This is a genomic window from Actinosynnema pretiosum (assembly GCF_002354875.1).
Lineage (GTDB): Bacteria > Actinomycetota > Actinomycetes > Mycobacteriales > Pseudonocardiaceae > Actinosynnema > Actinosynnema auranticum.
In genome coordinates this window covers 7,467,086-7,481,999 of sequence record NZ_CP023445.1, presented here as the reverse complement: position 1 = coordinate 7,481,999, position 14,914 = coordinate 7,467,086, and the positions used below count along the sequence as shown (strand labels likewise).

12 protein-coding genes are annotated in these 14,914 nt (G+C 74.3%); 8 read left to right on the top strand and 4 right to left on the bottom strand.

What is annotated here, in order from left to right:
• Nucleotides 1-105 precede the first annotated feature (105 nt).
• The 4 genes from purN (at nucleotide 106) to CNX65_RS31895 (ending at nucleotide 4,749) form a co-directional block, all read left to right on the top strand.
• A complete protein-coding gene (gene purN / locus CNX65_RS31915) occupies nucleotides 106-741 on the top strand; it encodes a phosphoribosylglycinamide formyltransferase (RefSeq protein ID WP_096497057.1) in 636 nt (211 codons plus the stop codon).
• A complete protein-coding gene (gene purH, locus CNX65_RS31910) occupies nucleotides 738-2,309 on the top strand; it encodes a bifunctional phosphoribosylaminoimidazolecarboxamide formyltransferase/IMP cyclohydrolase (RefSeq protein ID WP_096497056.1) in 1,572 nt (523 codons plus the stop codon). The genes purN and purH overlap by 4 nt, the downstream gene beginning before the upstream one ends.
• 2,015 nt (nucleotides 2,310-4,324) lie before the next feature.
• Nucleotides 4,325-4,597, top strand: coding sequence for a hypothetical protein (locus tag CNX65_RS31900; protein WP_157767927.1), 273 nt, complete (start codon nucleotides 4,325-4,327; stop codon nucleotides 4,595-4,597).
• A complete protein-coding gene (locus CNX65_RS31895) occupies nucleotides 4,597-4,749 on the top strand; it encodes a hypothetical protein (protein WP_177154671.1) in 153 nt (50 codons plus the stop codon). Before CNX65_RS31900 ends, CNX65_RS31895 begins: the two co-directional genes overlap by 1 nt.
• 282 nt (nucleotides 4,750-5,031) lie before the next feature.
• Here the strand turns inward: CNX65_RS31895 and CNX65_RS31890 are convergent, their stop codons facing one another.
• From CNX65_RS31890 to CNX65_RS31880, 3 genes are read right to left on the bottom strand one after another with little or no spacing between them, the layout of a single operon-like run.
• Nucleotides 5,032-5,331, bottom strand: a complete 300-nt coding sequence (locus CNX65_RS31890; RefSeq protein WP_096498100.1) for a DUF3017 domain-containing protein — start codon at nucleotides 5,329-5,331, stop codon at nucleotides 5,032-5,034.
• A gap of 20 nt (nucleotides 5,332-5,351) precedes the next feature.
• Nucleotides 5,352-6,209, bottom strand: a complete 858-nt coding sequence (locus CNX65_RS31885; protein WP_198320575.1) for a bifunctional methylenetetrahydrofolate dehydrogenase/methenyltetrahydrofolate cyclohydrolase — start codon at nucleotides 6,207-6,209, stop codon at nucleotides 5,352-5,354.
• Between the two features lie 16 nt (nucleotides 6,210-6,225).
• Nucleotides 6,226-7,236 carry a DMT family transporter gene (locus CNX65_RS31880; RefSeq protein WP_198320574.1) on the bottom strand — a complete coding sequence of 337 codons (1,011 nt, stop codon included), beginning with the start codon at nucleotides 7,234-7,236 and terminating at the stop codon, nucleotides 6,226-6,228.
• 202 nt (nucleotides 7,237-7,438) lie between these two features.
• Here CNX65_RS31880 and CNX65_RS31875 point away from each other — a divergent pair, with 202 nt between their 5' ends.
• The 3 genes from CNX65_RS31875 (at nucleotide 7,439) to CNX65_RS38225 (ending at nucleotide 13,041) form a co-directional block, all read left to right on the top strand.
• Nucleotides 7,439-7,909: a hypothetical protein gene (locus tag CNX65_RS31875; protein ID WP_096497051.1), complete on the top strand. Its 471-nt coding sequence runs from the start codon at nucleotides 7,439-7,441 to the stop codon at nucleotides 7,907-7,909.
• On the top strand, nucleotides 7,906-9,429 hold the full coding sequence (locus CNX65_RS31870; RefSeq protein WP_096497050.1) for a TNT domain-containing protein: 1,524 nt from the start codon (nucleotides 7,906-7,908) through the stop codon (nucleotides 9,427-9,429). The genes CNX65_RS31875 and CNX65_RS31870 overlap by 4 nt, the downstream gene beginning before the upstream one ends.
• 81 nt (nucleotides 9,430-9,510) lie before the next feature.
• Entirely contained in the window at nucleotides 9,511-13,041 is a 3,531-nt protein-coding gene (locus CNX65_RS38225; RefSeq protein ID WP_096497049.1) for a glycohydrolase toxin TNT-related protein, read from the top strand.
• A gap of 81 nt (nucleotides 13,042-13,122) precedes the next feature.
• On the opposite strand, the gene CNX65_RS31860 is transcribed toward CNX65_RS38225, so the two are convergent.
• Nucleotides 13,123-13,737 (bottom strand): pentapeptide repeat-containing protein, encoded by a 615-nt coding sequence (locus CNX65_RS31860; protein ID WP_096497048.1) that lies wholly within the window; start codon nucleotides 13,735-13,737, stop codon nucleotides 13,123-13,125.
• 159 nt (nucleotides 13,738-13,896) lie between these two features.
• On the opposite strand from CNX65_RS31860, the gene CNX65_RS31855 reads away from it, so the two are divergent.
• Nucleotides 13,897-14,886, top strand: a complete 990-nt coding sequence (locus tag CNX65_RS31855) for a malate dehydrogenase (RefSeq protein WP_015805176.1) — start codon at nucleotides 13,897-13,899, stop codon at nucleotides 14,884-14,886.
• Nucleotides 14,887-14,914 lie beyond the last annotated feature (28 nt).

The following is a 14,914-nucleotide window of genomic DNA, read 5'->3' as shown; positions in this document are numbered from 1 at the left end:
ATCCCCTGACCAGGGTCTCAACCGCCCCTGGCGGACGTCGCCGCGCGGCCAGCGCCTAGGCTTGCCGCCGAGCTGCTGTGACAGTCCCCAGCAAGGAGAAGCACGCTGAGCGCCGCGACCACACTCCGGCTTCCCGTCCCCGCGAGGGTCGTCGTCCTCGTCTCCGGCTCCGGCACCCTGCTGCAGGCGCTGCTGGACGCCGCCGCCTCCCCCGACTACCCCGTCGAGGTGGTCGCGGTCGGCGCTGACCGCACCGGCATCGAGGGCCTGGCCCGCGCCGAGCGCGCGGGCGTCCCCGGCTTCGCCGTGCGGCTGCGCGACCACGCCACCCGCGAGGAGTGGGACACCGCCCTCGCCGACGCGGTCCAGGCCCACGAGCCCGACCTGGTGGTGTCCGCCGGGTTCATGAAGATCCTCGGACCCGCCGTCCTGGCCCGCTTCGGCGGGCGGATGGTCAACACCCACCCCGCGCTGCTGCCCGCCTTCCCCGGCGCGCACGGCGTCCGCGACGCCGTCGAGTACGGCGTCAAGGTCACCGGGGCCACCGTGCACCTGGTCGACGGCGGGGTGGACACCGGGCCGATCCTGGCCCAGGAGGCGGTCGCGGTCCTCCCGGAGGACGACGTCGACAGCCTGCACGAGCGCATCAAGGTGGTGGAGCGGCGGCTTCTCGTCGACGTGGTCGCCCGACTTGCCCGAGAGGGCTGCACCGTGAACGGACGAAAGGTGAGCATCCCGTGACCACTCCTGCCGAGCGGCGACCGGTTCGTCGGGCCCTGATCGGGGTCTCCGACAAGTCGGGCCTGCTGGAACTCGCCACCGGCCTGCACGCGGCCGGGGTCGAGATCGTCTCCACCGGCGGCACCGCCAAGGCGCTGGCGGACGCCGGGGTCCCGGTGACGCCGGTCGAGCAGGTGACCGGGTTCCCCGAGGCGCTGGACGGCCGGGTCAAGACCCTGCACCCGCGCGTCCACGCGGGCCTGCTCGCCGACATGCGCAAGCCCTCCCACGTGGAGAAGCTGGACGAGCTGGGCATCGCCGCGTTCGACCTGCTCGTGGTGAACCTGTACCCGTTCGCGCAGACCGTGGCGTCCGGCGCGTCGGCCGACGAGTGCGTCGAGCAGATCGACATCGGCGGGCCCGCGATGGTCCGCGCGTCCGCGAAGAACCACGCCAGCGTGGCCGTCGTGGTCGACCCGTCGCGGTACTCGTGGGTGCTGGAGCAGGTCCGCGAGGGCGGCTTCACCCTCGGCGACCGGCAGCGGCTCGCCGCCGACGCGTTCCGGCACACCGCGTCCTACGACGTCGCCGTGGCGTCCTGGATGGGCGCCGAGCTGGTGCCGGACGAGACCGGGTTCCCCGAGTGGTTCGGCGCGACCTGGCAGCGCAAGCAGGTGCTGCGCTACGGCGAGAACCCGCACCAGGGCGCGGCCCTGTACACCGGGGGCGCCGAGGGCCTGGCGACCGCCGAGCAGCTGCACGGCAAGGAGATGTCGTACAACAACTACGTCGACGCGGACGCCGCGTGGCGGGCGGCGTGGGACCACGAGCTGCCCTGCGTGGCGATCATCAAGCACGCCAACCCGTGCGGCATCGCGGTGTCGGCGCTGCCCGGTGAGAGCGCGATCGCGGACGCGCACCGGAAGGCGCACGCGTGCGACCCGGTGAGCGCCTTCGGCGGGGTCATCGCGGCCAACCGCGAGGTCACCGTCGAGCTGGCCGAGCAGGTCGCGGAGATCTTCACCGAGGTGGTGATCGCGCCGTCGTACGCCGACGGGGCGGTGGACGTGCTGACCCGGAAGAAGAACGTGCGCATCCTGGTCGCGCCGGTGCCGGTGCGCGGTGGGGCGGAGTTCCGGGCGGTGTCCGGCGGGGTGCTGCTCCAGGCCGCCGACACCATCGAGGCCGAGGGCGACGACCCGGCCAACTGGACCCTGGCGTGCGGCGAGGCGCTGGACGAGCGCGGGCTCGCCGACCTGGCGTTCGCCTGGCGGGCGTGCCGCGCGGTGAAGTCGAACGCGATCCTGCTGGCGCACGACGGGGCGACGGTGGGCGCGGGCATGGGGCAGGTCAACCGGGTCGACGCGGCGCGCCTGGCGGTGTCCAGGGCGGGCGAGCGGGCCTCCGGCTCGGTGGCGGCCTCGGACGCGTTCTTCCCGTTCCCGGACGGGTTGGAGGTGCTGCTCCAGGCGGGCGTGCGGGCGGTCGTGCAGCCCGGCGGGTCGGTCCGCGACGCCGAGGTGATCGCGGCGGCGGAGGCGGCCGGGGCGACGGTGTACCTGACCGGGACGCGGCACTTCGCGCACTGAGTTCTCCGGCTGACCCCCGGTGGGGGTCGGTGGTTGTTCGGACGAGAGCCGAGGCAGGACCCTTCACGGGGGTCCGCCTCGGCTCTTTTCTGGTTGTGGGGCAAGGGTTTTCGGGGGGTGATGGGGTTGTCGGCGGGGGTGTGGGCGGGGTGCTCGGGCGGGACCACCAACAGGTGATCTCGTTGATCTGGCGTTGACAGGTCGGCCGCGCGACGGGATAAGATCATGGCGTTGTTCGAACACATGTTCGACACGTCAGGTCGCCGGACTTCCCACGGCGGTCCGCGCACAGGGGTGCGCGCGGACTTCGTTGAGGAGGGGTCAGGTGCTGAGGTCGACAACGGCGACGCAGGCCGCACTCGGGGTAGGTGCGGCGGGCGAGTCGACTTCGGCGCGGGCCCGGCGCCGACCGGTTCGCGGGGAATCGGCGGCCCTCCTCCCGTGGGGCGACCTGAGGCGGAGCAGCACGGTGCCCATGCGCGGGTTGGCACCGTTGCTGCTCTCGCTGCTGTGCGGGGGTGGGGCGCGGGAGGTCTGCGGGGGCGGGCGCTGGAGCGGGCGCTGGGGTGGGGGTGTTCGGCGCTGGCTGGGGGCTGGTGCGGCCGGAGTCGGCGCGCCGAGGGGTGTGGGTGCCGAAGCCGGAGCCACCGGGGCTGGAACTGCCTGGGCTGGCACTGCCGGATGTGGGGCCGCCGGATGCGGGGCCGCCGGGGGCAGAGTCACCGGGGGCAGAGTCGCCGGATGCGGAGCCGCTGGGGGCGGAGTCGCTGGAGCTAGAACTGCCGGGGCCAGAGTTGGTGAGGCCAGAGCTACCGGAGCCAGAGCAGTTGGGGTTGGCGCTTCCGGGGGCGGCGCTGCCGGGGGCGGTGCTGCTGAAGCCAATGCCGCTGAGGCCGGTGCTGCTGGGTCTCATGTCGCTGGTGCTCGCGCCACTGATGTTCGCGCCGCCGGTGCTCGTGTTGCTGGTGCTCGCGCCGCTCGTGCTCGTGTTGCCCAGGCCGGGACCCGGTCGGGCTCGGGCGCGGGTTCGGGTCCGGGCTGGGGTGAGTGAGGGCGTGTCGGTCCGGTTGTCCACCGCGCGGCGCTGGGTGCCGCCGTCGTCACGATCCACCTCGGTCCGGGTGCGGGCCGCACTTCGCGGGCTGCTGCTCCCGACCGCGCCGTGCGCCTGCGGGCGCGGTGGGAACGGTGATCACCGCAGGGGTGACTCAAGCCCAACCCGACCCGGTGAAAGTTGCTGCTGCCTGGGCTTGGCTCCCGGCTCGGCGCGCCGTCGCGCACCAGGATCGCGACGGGGTTGGAGAAGTGGCAAGTCCCGGCGATCGCGCACGTCCTAGCCGCGCAGGAGAGGAACGAGGAACACGGTGCTCACCTCAACTCAGCTCAGCGCTCCGCGCCAGACCCCGCCACCGCACACCCCCGACCAGGCCCAGACCAGTCCGCCCCAGACCAGTCCGCCCCAGACCAGTCCGCCGCACGCTGGCCCGGCCCACGCCGACTCGGCCCATGCCGGCCCAGGCCAGGCTTTCCCGGCCCACACCAACCCGGCCCACACCAACCCGGCCCACACCAACCCGGCCCACACCAACCCGGCCCACACCAACCCGGCCCACACCAACCCTGCCCACACCAACCCTGCCCACACCGACCCGGCTCATGCTGGCTCCGTCCGCACCAGCCCGGCGCACGCTGGCTCGGCTCACGCCAGCGCCGCTCACGTCAGCTCGGCACACACCGACCCGGCGCGCTCTGGCCTGACGTACACCGGCGTGGCCCACGCCGGCCCGACGCACGTCGGGCCGGCCCACGGTGATCGGGCTGGTGTCGGTCCGGGTTCCGGTGATCGGTCGGGGGGTGTCGGCTCGTGTCGCGTCGATCCGGCGCGTTCCCGAGCGCTGGCCCGCGCGGACCGGGTGCTCGCCCGCGATCTGACCTTCGTCTCAGAACGCGGACCGCGCAGTCCCGTCCGGCTGCCCTCGGCGTCACCGCCGACGGTGCTCGCGGAGCCCGAGCCCGTGGCGCTCGTCGACGGGGCGGGTGGTGACGTCGGGATCACCGGGGACGCCGAGCTGACCGTGACCCCCAGCCGTCTCGTGCACGGGGGGACGGTGCGCGAGGTCGTCTCCTGGGCCGGGCCCTGGCCCGCGGGGGAGCGGTGGTGGGACGAGCAGGCGCTCGTCCGGGCGGCGCACCTGCAGGTCGTCGGCGTGGCGGCCGACGGGGGACAACTGGTGTTCCTGCTGATCCGCACCGGCGGGAAGTGGGCAGTGGAAGGGGTTCACGGCTGATGTCGGCTTCCGACGACTTCCGCGGTCTCGCCGACTGGTGGGCCGCCCACGAGGTGGACGAGAAGGACAGCGAACCCGCGTACCACCACAGCTTCGGCTGGACCCCGCTGCTCGTCCCGCTGCCCCGCCGGGCGCCCGACGACCTCGTGTGACCGAGCGGGAACGAGCACCGCGACCACGACGGCCACCGCGACCACCGCGGCAGGGCCCCGGCGACGCGCCCGCTGAGCCTCGGCGGCGCCGGTCGGGCTCGGGGCGGACATCAGCCCCAGCGGCGGCCGCTGAGCCTCGGCGGCGCCATCGGACCTCGCCCGCGAGAACCCTGCGACACCCCGAAAATCCCCGCCACAACGCCGGTGGCGGGGCGGATCAGATCCGCCCCGCCACCGGGAGAACTCCCGCGGGCCCCGCCCGGAGGCCCGCCCGCGGCACCACTACCAGGCCCGGTCCAGCGGGCCGCCCGTGATGGTCATCGCCACGACTATCACCGCGAGCCCCATCGCCGAGTACAGCAGCGCGTCCACGCCGCGCCCCCGGATCGCGATCAGCCCCGCCTGCACGTCGCTCACGAGCACCCGCAGCACCGCCGCGATCAGCAGCGCGACGCCGATCAGCACCACGCCCTCGCGCCAGTTGTACTGCAGGATGCGGACCAGACCGACCAGCGTCACCCCGAGCACCAGCGCGAACGGCAGGTGCTGGCCCGCCGCCCCCCGCCAGCCCTGTTGCGGCATCAGCTCCACCGTTCCACCAATCAGACCGCGTCGAGGCCGCGCTCGGCCGCCTCGACCGTGTTGGTCAGCAACATCGCGATGGTCATCGGACCCGCACCGCCGGGGATGGGGGCCAGGAACCCGGCCACCTCGGCGACGTCCGGGTGGACGTCGCCCACGAGGCCCTGCTCGGTGCGGGTGATGCCGACGTCGACCACGGCGGCACCCGGCTTGATCATGTCAGCGGTGATCAGACCGGGGCTGCCCGCACCCGCGACGACCACGTCGGCGCGCCGCACCTCGGCCGCCAGGTCCTTCGTGCCGGTGTGGCACAGGGTCACCGTGGCGTTCTCGCTGCGCCTGGTCAGCAGCAGCCCGATCGGCCTGCCGACCGTCACCCCGCGCCCGACCACCGTGACGTTCGCGCCCGCCAGCGGCACGTCGTAGCGCCGCAGCAGCTCCACCACGCCGCGCGGCGTGGCGGGCAGCGGGGCCTCGTCGCCGAGCACGAGCTTGCCCAGGTTCACCGGGTGCAGGCCGTCGCCGTCCTTGGCCGGGTCGATCCGCTCCAGGATCGCGTTCGCGTCGAGGTGCCGCGGCAGCGGCAGCTGCACGATGTACGCGGTGCAGGCCGGGTCGGCGTTCAGCTCGTCGATGACGGCTTCGAGCTGCTCCTGCGTGGTGTCCGCGGGCAGGTCGCGGCGGATCGACGTGATGCCGACCTTCGCGCACGCCGAGTGCTTGCCCTTCACGTAGGAGTGCGAGCCGGGGTCGTCGCCGACGAGCACGGTCGCCAGGCCGGGCGTCACACCGCGTTCGGCCAGCGCGGCCACCCGCGTGCGCAGGTCTTCGAAGATCGCATCCCTGGTTGCCCTGCCGTTGAGGGTCGTCGCCGTCACAGCGCCCATCTTCGCATCACCCCCGGCTCGGGAGCGCGGCGACCACCACCGCCAGCAGGGTGAGCGCGGTGCCGACGACGGTCACCGCCGCGAGCGGCTGACCTGCGGTGGGGGCCACCACGTCGACCGCGAGCGCCCCCACCAGCTGCCCCGCCACCTGGGACATCCCGAGCAGCAGCACGCCGGTCCAGCGCACCGCGAGCACCGCCGTGCTGATCGTCACGATGCCCAGCGCGCCGCCGACGTACAGCCACGGCTCACCCGGCGCGGTGGTGGGCGGGCCGCCCAGCGCGAGGTCCACCGCGCACACCACGAGCAGCACCACCGTGCCGGTCAGGAAGTTCACCATCGTGGTCACCGGCGTGCTCCGCGACGCCTCGCGCACCAGGCCGTTGACCGCCTGCTGCCAGCCGAGCCCGATCCCCGCGAGCGCGGGCAGCAGCGCGGGCCACAGGTTCGCGGGCGTGCCGAGGTCGTCCGACACGGCCACCACCACGGCCGCCACGGCCAGCGCGGCCCCCGCCACCCTGGGCGCCGTCAGCGGGCGCGGACCGGCGGGGCCGATGCCTGCGCGGTCCACGAACAGGCTGCTCACGGTCTGCGCGGCGACCACGGCCACGGTGAACAGGGCGACGCCGAGCACGCTCACGGTCAGGCCCTGCGTGGACACCAGGAACGCCCCGCACGCCCCGCCCGCGCACTGCCACCACCGGATGCGGCCCTCGCGCAGCGCCGAGCGCAACCGGGCCACGCCCTCCCGGCCCCGGCGGGTCGTGGGGACCGCGAGCAGGAGCAGCAGCAGCCCGCCGCCGAACGAGACCAGCGCGGCGAGGAAGCCGTCGTCGAGCGCGCGGCCCAGCTCGCCGTTGATCCGGCCCTGGACCGCGAGGAACAGGCCGCCCGCGAACGAGATCAGCGCCCCCAGCGCCCGCAGACCGGCGCGCACGGGCTCGGCGGGCGAGGGGGAGGAGGGGGACGAGGGGGCGCCTGCCCGGTCGGCGGGGGAGCGGTGGTCGGGTGCTGGCACTGGCGGTCCTCTGCTGCTCGGGTGCGGGGAGAGGGAGGAGGGGCGGGGGTGGGCCGGGAGGCAGTGTGCGCGGTCGGGCGGCGGCGCGGTAGGTCGTGGTGGATGTCGTGGTGGATGTCGTGGTGCGGATGTCCACGTGCGGCGGCGGTGTCTTGGGTACGGTCGGGTGATCGCCACTTTCGCGCTTACGGGAGTTGCCCGAATGACCACGACGCAGTCCTCCGGTCCGGACGGGGCCGAGGAGCGGCATCGGGAGCTGGTGCAGGTGATCGGCGAGGCGCTGCTGGGCGTCGCGCCCGAGGGGTTCCTGCGCGTCGACCTGGTCGTGCGGATCAGCGTCGCCGCGCGCGACCTGACCGCCACCGCCTACCTGGCGGACGGCCGGTCGCTCGGGCTCGCCGTGCCGGAGGGGGTGGCCGACGCGTTCGCCGAGCTGCGGCAGCTCGTCCACGTCCCCGGCCGGGGCACCTGGTTCTCGGCTCGCTGCGCGGTGAACGCCCCCGCGGACATCCACGTCGGCTACAACTTCGACCACGACCCGAAGTGGGACCCGGAGGTCCCGGCCGCGCACTACGCCCGCGACCTGGAAGCCTTCCCCCGCGACGAGGCCTACCTGCCGGACTGGCTGCGCGACCGCCTCGCGCAGGCCCACGACGAGGAGCAGAGAGCATGACCGGCCCGCTGTTCACGGCCGACGACCAGGGAGCCGTCCTCGACTCGGTGGCCGCGCTGCTCGCCCACCGGCTGCCCGGCGACTGGGAGCGGCTGCTGCTGGAGGTGCGGGTGATGGGCGGCCACGTCGAGTCGTCCACCTCGCTGCTGGACCTGCACGGCCGCGAGTCCGCCTGGGAGCTGCCCGAGGAGGCCCTGCCGCTCCTGCTGCACCTGCGGGAGGGCATGGCCGACCCGGTCCACGGGGCCTGGTTCGCGCTGCGCCTGCGGCTGACCCACCCCGGCGAGTACTCGGCCGAGCAGGACTGGGACTCCGAGCCCGCGTGGACGCACCGCCCGCCGGAGCGCCAGTACGTGGAGGAGCTGGCGCTGCACCCGCGCGCCGACGTGGAGATCCCCGGCTGGCTGCGCGAGCGGGCCGGGCTGCCCGAGCCCGCGCCGGTGCACGCCGCGCCGCTGTTCGACGGGGTCGACGGGCAGGGCACGCCGACGTTCGAGCGCAGGCCCGCCGTGCACCCGCAGGAGCGCGACGACGTGCTCGCCTACCTGGAGTCCGCGCCGGTCGTGCTGCCCGCGCCCGGCGACGGCTCGGACGCGCTCGACCCGGCCCGCTCGGCCTCGGTGCCGATGGGCTTCCACAGCGACGGCACGTGGGTGTGGGCCGCCGGGTCCGCGTACTACCTGCGCGAGCACGGCGTGCCGGTGCTGCCGCAGCTCGTCCAGCACATCAGGGACAACGACTACCGGGTGCCCGAGGTGGACGAGGCCGCGCGCGAGCGGGCCACCGCCGTGGCGAGCGGGCGGGTGCCGGGCGCCCCGGTGCCGCCGCACCGCCCGCGCGGCATCTCGGAGGCCGACCAGCGCGCCCTGGAGCACCTGCGCGCCCGGCTCGACCACTACGGGGTCGCGCCGAGCGAGTACTCGATCGTCGAGCCCAAGCCGGACGCGCTGGTGATCGAGCCCGCGCCCGGCGAGCGGGGCTGGCAGGTCCAGTTCTGGGACGCCTCGCGCGGACCGCAGGGCAGACCGGTCGTGCACCGGCACGCGGTCGACGCGGCTCGGGCGCTGCTGGGGCAGCTGCTCTGGGACGACGGGCGGGACTCGGCGCGCGCGGCCAGGCTCCGCGACGCGCAGGGCCCGGCGACCGGTCCGGTCCGGACGGTCGCGGGCATCCAGCCGATGCCGGACGAGCCGCCGCTGTCGCTGTTCCGCGACCACGAGCCGGTGCTGCTGACCGCCGGGACCGAGGTGGACCGGCACGGGGCCGAGAACGGGAACCTGGTGTACGCGGCCAGGACCCCGGAGGTGAACCGCTCGCTGCCCAAGGAGTTCTACGAGCGGCAGTACCACGTGTACCGGGTGCAGCGGCCCATCCCGGCGCTGCGCGGCGTCGCGGTGCCGTGGTTCGAGCAGGTCGGCGGCGGCTCGGGGTTCTTCCTCGCCCGTTCGGTGCGGGACTTCTTGCACGACGGGAGCCTCGTGGAGGTGTTCGGACCGACGTCCGCGCCACCCCGGCCGTGAGCCCGCGGCCCCCGGCACCGCGCGGGTTACTCCGTTCGGTGCAACGGGGGGCCGTGCGCGCACCGGGAGTCGCGGGGGAAGATGGTGCACGTGTCCGAGCCCAAGCCGTTGAACCCGACCGAGCAGGACGCGCTGGTCAAGCAGATCGGCCTCACCCTGATGCGCGCCGCGCCGGAGGAGTGGCGGCACGTCACCGCGGACTACCGCGCGACCGGTCGGTACTTCGAGCTGGCCGCCGAGGTCCGCGGGGTCGACGGGTCCGCGCGCACCTGGTCGCCGCCGCAGGAGGTGGCGCAGCTCTTCGCGCGCCTGCGCGCGGGCATGTACCGGGAGGGCCGGGGGAGCTGGTCCAACGCGCGCTACCAGCTCGACCACCCGTCGAGCTACAACCTCGACTTCGACCGCGCCGAGCCCACCTGGCAGAACCCGCCGCCGCAGCAGGCCTACCTGGACGAGGTGCGCTTCTTCCCGCGCACCGACGAGAACACGCCGGAGTGGCTGCGGCGCAGGGTCAAGGACGCTGGTGGGGCTGGTGTGGGTGCTGGTGCTGGTGCGGCTGGCGCTGGTGCGCCGGGTGCGCCGCAGGGGGCTCCCGGCGGGGCGGCTCCCGGTGGGGCGCAGGGGGCGGGCAAGCCCGCTGCCGCCGCCGGGGCTGGTGGAGGGGGTGGCGCGTCTGCCGTCGCTCCCGCCGGTGACCGGGCTCCCGGTGGCGATCGCGCGCCTGGCGGTGCCGAGGCGCGGTCCGGTGGGCAGCGGTTCCGCAGCACCCGCGTGTTCGACGGCGCGGGCGCGGGCGGGCGGCCCACGGTCAACCGGCCCCCGGTGTCCGACGCGGACCGCGAGCTGCTGCTGAACTACCTGGACCGGGCGCCCGTCGTGGTCGCCGGGCGCGGGTTCGACGCGGACGTGCTCGACCCGGACGTGCCGCAGGTCGTGCCGGTGGCGTTCCAGACGGACGGCACGTGGATCTGGCCCGCGGCGGTCGCGTACTACCTGCGTGGTTACGGGGTTCCGCCCGAGGCCGAGCTGGTGTCGTGGGTCCGGTCGCACGACTTCGTGCTGCCGGAGGTGGCGGAGGAGACCAGGCAGGCCGCCGCGGTGACCCTCGGGGCCGCCGCCGCGCCGCAGGGGACGCCGCTGCCCAAGACGCCGGTGCAGGTCAAGCCGGTGGCGTCGGCGCTGCAGGAGCAGGCGACGACGGTCGCGCCCCGGCCCGAGGCGCCGGGTGCGCCGGGTGTGCCGGGTGTGCCGGGTGTGAAGGGCGGCGGGGTCGGGGCTGGTGACGGTGGTCGGGAGGCCGCTGGGCAGCCCGGTCCCGTGCAGCCAGGGGCCCGTGGTGGTGATCGGGCGCTGACCTTCGAGGAGGTCAAGCAGCAGAACATCAACTACGGGACGGGTGGGCCGCCCTACCGGGTCACGTTCGAGGAGGAGGGGCCGGTCGCGGACGATCGGCACCAGCGCGAGTCCTACGTGGACGGCATGGATCTCTTCGCGCCCGGTTCCTACGAGCGGGAGAAGGCCGAGGAGAGCACCAAGGCCTGGAACCCGTTCGGCGAGGAGCCCGTCGACGAGCCCGAGCAGCCCGCTGCCGGTGCGAGTGCGGCGCGGGGTGCGGAGCCCGAGGGCGGTTCCCCGCTCGGGCGCGACGAGGTCGACGAGACCGCCCCCGAGCCCGAGGAGCGCCGGGACGACGAGCGCCGGGACGACGAGCGCGCGCGTGACCGCGGGGCGGACGAGCCGGGGCTCGGTGCGCTGAAGCCGAGCGACATCCGGGGCGCGGCGGCCGAGGAGGCCGACGTCCGGCCTGAGGACGACGAGCCGGAGGAGCGCGCCTCCGAGGAGGCTGCGCGGTACGAGTCGGCGCAGGCCACGCAGTACATGGGGCCCGTGGTTCTGGGGGATGGGCCCGGTGACGGCCCGCGTGACCAGGACGTGGACCACGAGGGCCATGAGGACCGCGAGGACCGCGCGGATCGAGAGGACCGAGAGGACCGCGAGGACGAACGGGCCGAGGTCGAGCCCGAGGCGGAGCGGTTCGACGACCGGGACCGTCGCCGGGAGGACGAGCGGCACGAGGAGCGGTTCGAGGACGAGCGTCCTGAGCCGTTCTCGGCGACCGAGCCTGACCGGTTCGAGGCCACCAAGCCGGAGCGGTTCGAGGCGACCAGCCCGGAGCGGTTCGACCGGGCCGAGGCCGATCGGTTCGAGACCGCCGAGCCCGAGCACTTCGAGGCGACCGAGCCGGAGCGGTTCGAGGCCACGAGCCCGGAGCGGTTCGAGGCGACCGAGGTGGACAGGTTCGACGCCGCCGAGGCGGAGCGGTTCGAGGCGACCGGGGCGGACAGGTTCGACGCGGTCGAGCCGGACCGGTTCGAGGCGACCCGGCCCGAGCGGTTCGAGGCGACGAGCCCGGAGCGGTTCGACGCCGCCGAGGCGGACCGGTTCGAGGACGAGGACGAGGACGGCGGGTTCGGCGCCGAGCCGGGCCGGTCCGGGAAGCCGCTGGCCGGGCCGCAGGCCACCCAGCACATGGATCCCGTCGCCCTGCTCGCGGACGAGCGGCCGGACGAGCGGGCCGAGGTGCGGGCTGATGCGCGGGTCGGCGAGCGGCTCGGTGAGCGGGTCGATGCGCGACTCGGCGAGCGTTCCGATGAGCGGACCGATGTGCGGTCTGGCGAGCGAGCCGGTGAGCGGGCCGACGAGCGGGCCGACGAGCGGGCCGACGAGCGGGCTGATGTGCCTCGGTTCGAGGACGACTCCCGGACCACCCCCACGCCTTTCGACCCCTCGCCGGAGTTCGAGGAGCGCCGGGCCGAACCGGCGCGGGGCGTCACGCCGGACGAGAACGACCACCTGCGCGGCCTGCGGCAGACGCTGGCCGAGTTGAACGTGCCGCCCACGGCCTACCTGATCGGCGACGACCAGGTCGACCGCACGTGGGTGCTCCGGTTCGACGGGCGCCGCTGGGTGGTCGGCTGGTACGACCAGGGGCTCGCCAACCCGTCGACGTTCGACAAGGTCGAGGACGCCGGGTCGTTCCTGGTCGGCAAGCTGGTGATGGCGGGGATGCGCGCGCCGCGCCCGCCGATGCCGCCGCCCGGTCGCCCGCAGCCGCCGCAGCAGCCCCGGCCGCCGATGGCGGGCAACGGGTTCCGGCCCGGACCGCCGCCGCCCCACCGACCGGTCGAGCCGCAGGCCGAGGCGACCCCGCCGAAGCAGGCGCCCGCCGCGTCCCCGGCCCCGGCCGCCGCGGTTCGGGCGTGGCCGATCAACCCGATGAACGGCGAGCCGCCGCTGACGCTGTTCCGGCACAAGCAGATGGTCGAGCTGCCCGCGGGCACCGAGGTCGACCGGTACGGCAGCGGGGAGGGCAACCTGGTCTACAAGATCGGGACGCCGTTCCCGCACCGGTCGCTGGTGCCCTCGTGGATCAACCGGCCGTACCGGGCGTACCGGCTGCGGCGCAGCGTCGAGGTGCTGACCGGGACCGCCGTGGCGTGGTTCGAGCAGCCCGGTGGTGGCACGGCCTACCTGCTGCCCAAGACGATCGACGACATGCTCGCCGACGGCGTGCTGGTCGAGGTCGCGGACCAGGAGGCGCCCGTCCACTGAGGGCGGGGTGAGAGCGGCTGAGGGGCCGGGACCGCGGTGGTCCCGGCCCTTCGGCGTTCTAGGCCCGCGCCGGCGGCGTATCTAGGACTGCACCAGCAACCCGTGCGCGGCGGCGAAGGCCACGGCGGTGTCGAGGTCGACCTTCGCCCCGCGCAGCACGCCCTGCACCAGGCCGTTCGCGTCCAGCCGCGCCCCGCGCAGGTCGGCGTCCACCAGCTTCGTCCCGGTCAGCCGCGCCCCGGACAGGTCGGCCCCGCGCAGGTCGGCGCCGGTGAGGTTCGCGGACTCCAGGTTCGCCTCGCGCATCCGCAGACCGGCCAGCGAGGCCTTGGGGAGGACCGCGCCGCTGAGGCTGACCAGGGTCAGGTCGGTCTCGGTGATGGTGATCGGCCGCATCGAGCAGTCCACGAACATCGACCCGAGCAGCGAGCAGGAGGTGAACACCGCCCCGCCGAGCACCGCGCGGTCGAAGCGGCAGGAGCGGAACGCCGAGGTGGTGTGCCGGGAGTCGCCGAGGTCGGTGCGGGTGAACTTGCAGTCGGTGAACGTGCAGCCCCTGGTGACCAGGCCGCGCATGTCCGCCTCGGAGAAGTCGCAGCCCACGAACGACTTCCGCTCCCACACCTGCTCGTACAGCACGGCGTCGGTGTAGTCCTCGCCGACGACCTGCTCCAGTTCGATCTCCGGGTTGTCCACTGTCACACCCTCGCACGGCCCGTTGGTTGGTAACCTCCGGACCACCGGGCAACCCCGCCCGGTGCGCGGTCCCGGAGTAGAGACCGCCGCTGACAGGCCTGCCTGCCTAGTGGTCGACCCCGAGGACTGAAGCCCGCATCCGTCTTTCGGGAAGGCTCCATGACCCGCACGCCCGTGAACGTCACCGTTACCGGCGCGGCCGGCCAGATCGGCTACGCCCTGCTGTTCCGCATCGCCTCCGGCCACCTGCTGGGTCCCGACGTCCCGGTGCGCTTGCGGCTGCTGGAGATCCCGCAGGCCGTGAAGGCCGCCGAGGGCACCGCGATGGAGCTGGACGACTGCGCGTTCCCGCTCCTGGACGGCATCGACATCACCGACGACGCCACCAAGGCGTTCGACGGCGTCAACGTCGCCCTGCTCGTGGGCGCCCGCCCCCGCACCAAGGGGATGGAGCGCGGCGACCTGCTCCAGGCCAACGGCGGCATCTTCAAGCCCCAGGGCGAGGCGATCAACGCGGGCGCGGCGGACGACGTGCGCGTCCTGGTGGTCGGCAACCCGGCCAACACCAACGCCCTGATCGCCCAGCAGCACGCGCCGGACGTCCCGGCCGAGCGGTTCACCGCCATGACCCGCCTCGACCACAACCGGGCGCTCTCGCAGCTCGCGAAGAAGCTCGGCGTGTCGGTGGACGACATCAAGAAGCTCACGATCTGGGGCAACCACTCGGCCACCCAGTACCCCGACCTGTTCAACGCGGAGGTGGCGGGCAAGAACGCCGCCGAGGCCGTGAACGACCAGGCGTGGCTGGAGAACGACTTCATCCCGACCGTGGCCAAGCGCGGCGCCGCGATCATCGAGGCTCGGGGTGCATCCTCGGCGGCGTCGGCGGCGAACGCTGCGCTGAACCACATCCACGACTGGGTGAACGGGACGGCTGAGGGCGACTGGGTGTCGATGGCGATTCCGTCGGACGGGTCGTACGGGGTGCCCGAGGGGCTGATCTCCTCGTTCCCGGTGACGGTCAAGGACGGGAAGTACTCGATCGTCCAGGGGCTGGAGATCAACGAGTTCTCGCGGGCCCGGATCGACGCCTCCGTGGCGGAGCTGGTCGAGGAGCGCGACGCGGTGAAGGCCCTCGGGCTGATCTGAGCCGGTGAGCTGAGCCGGTGGGTTGAGT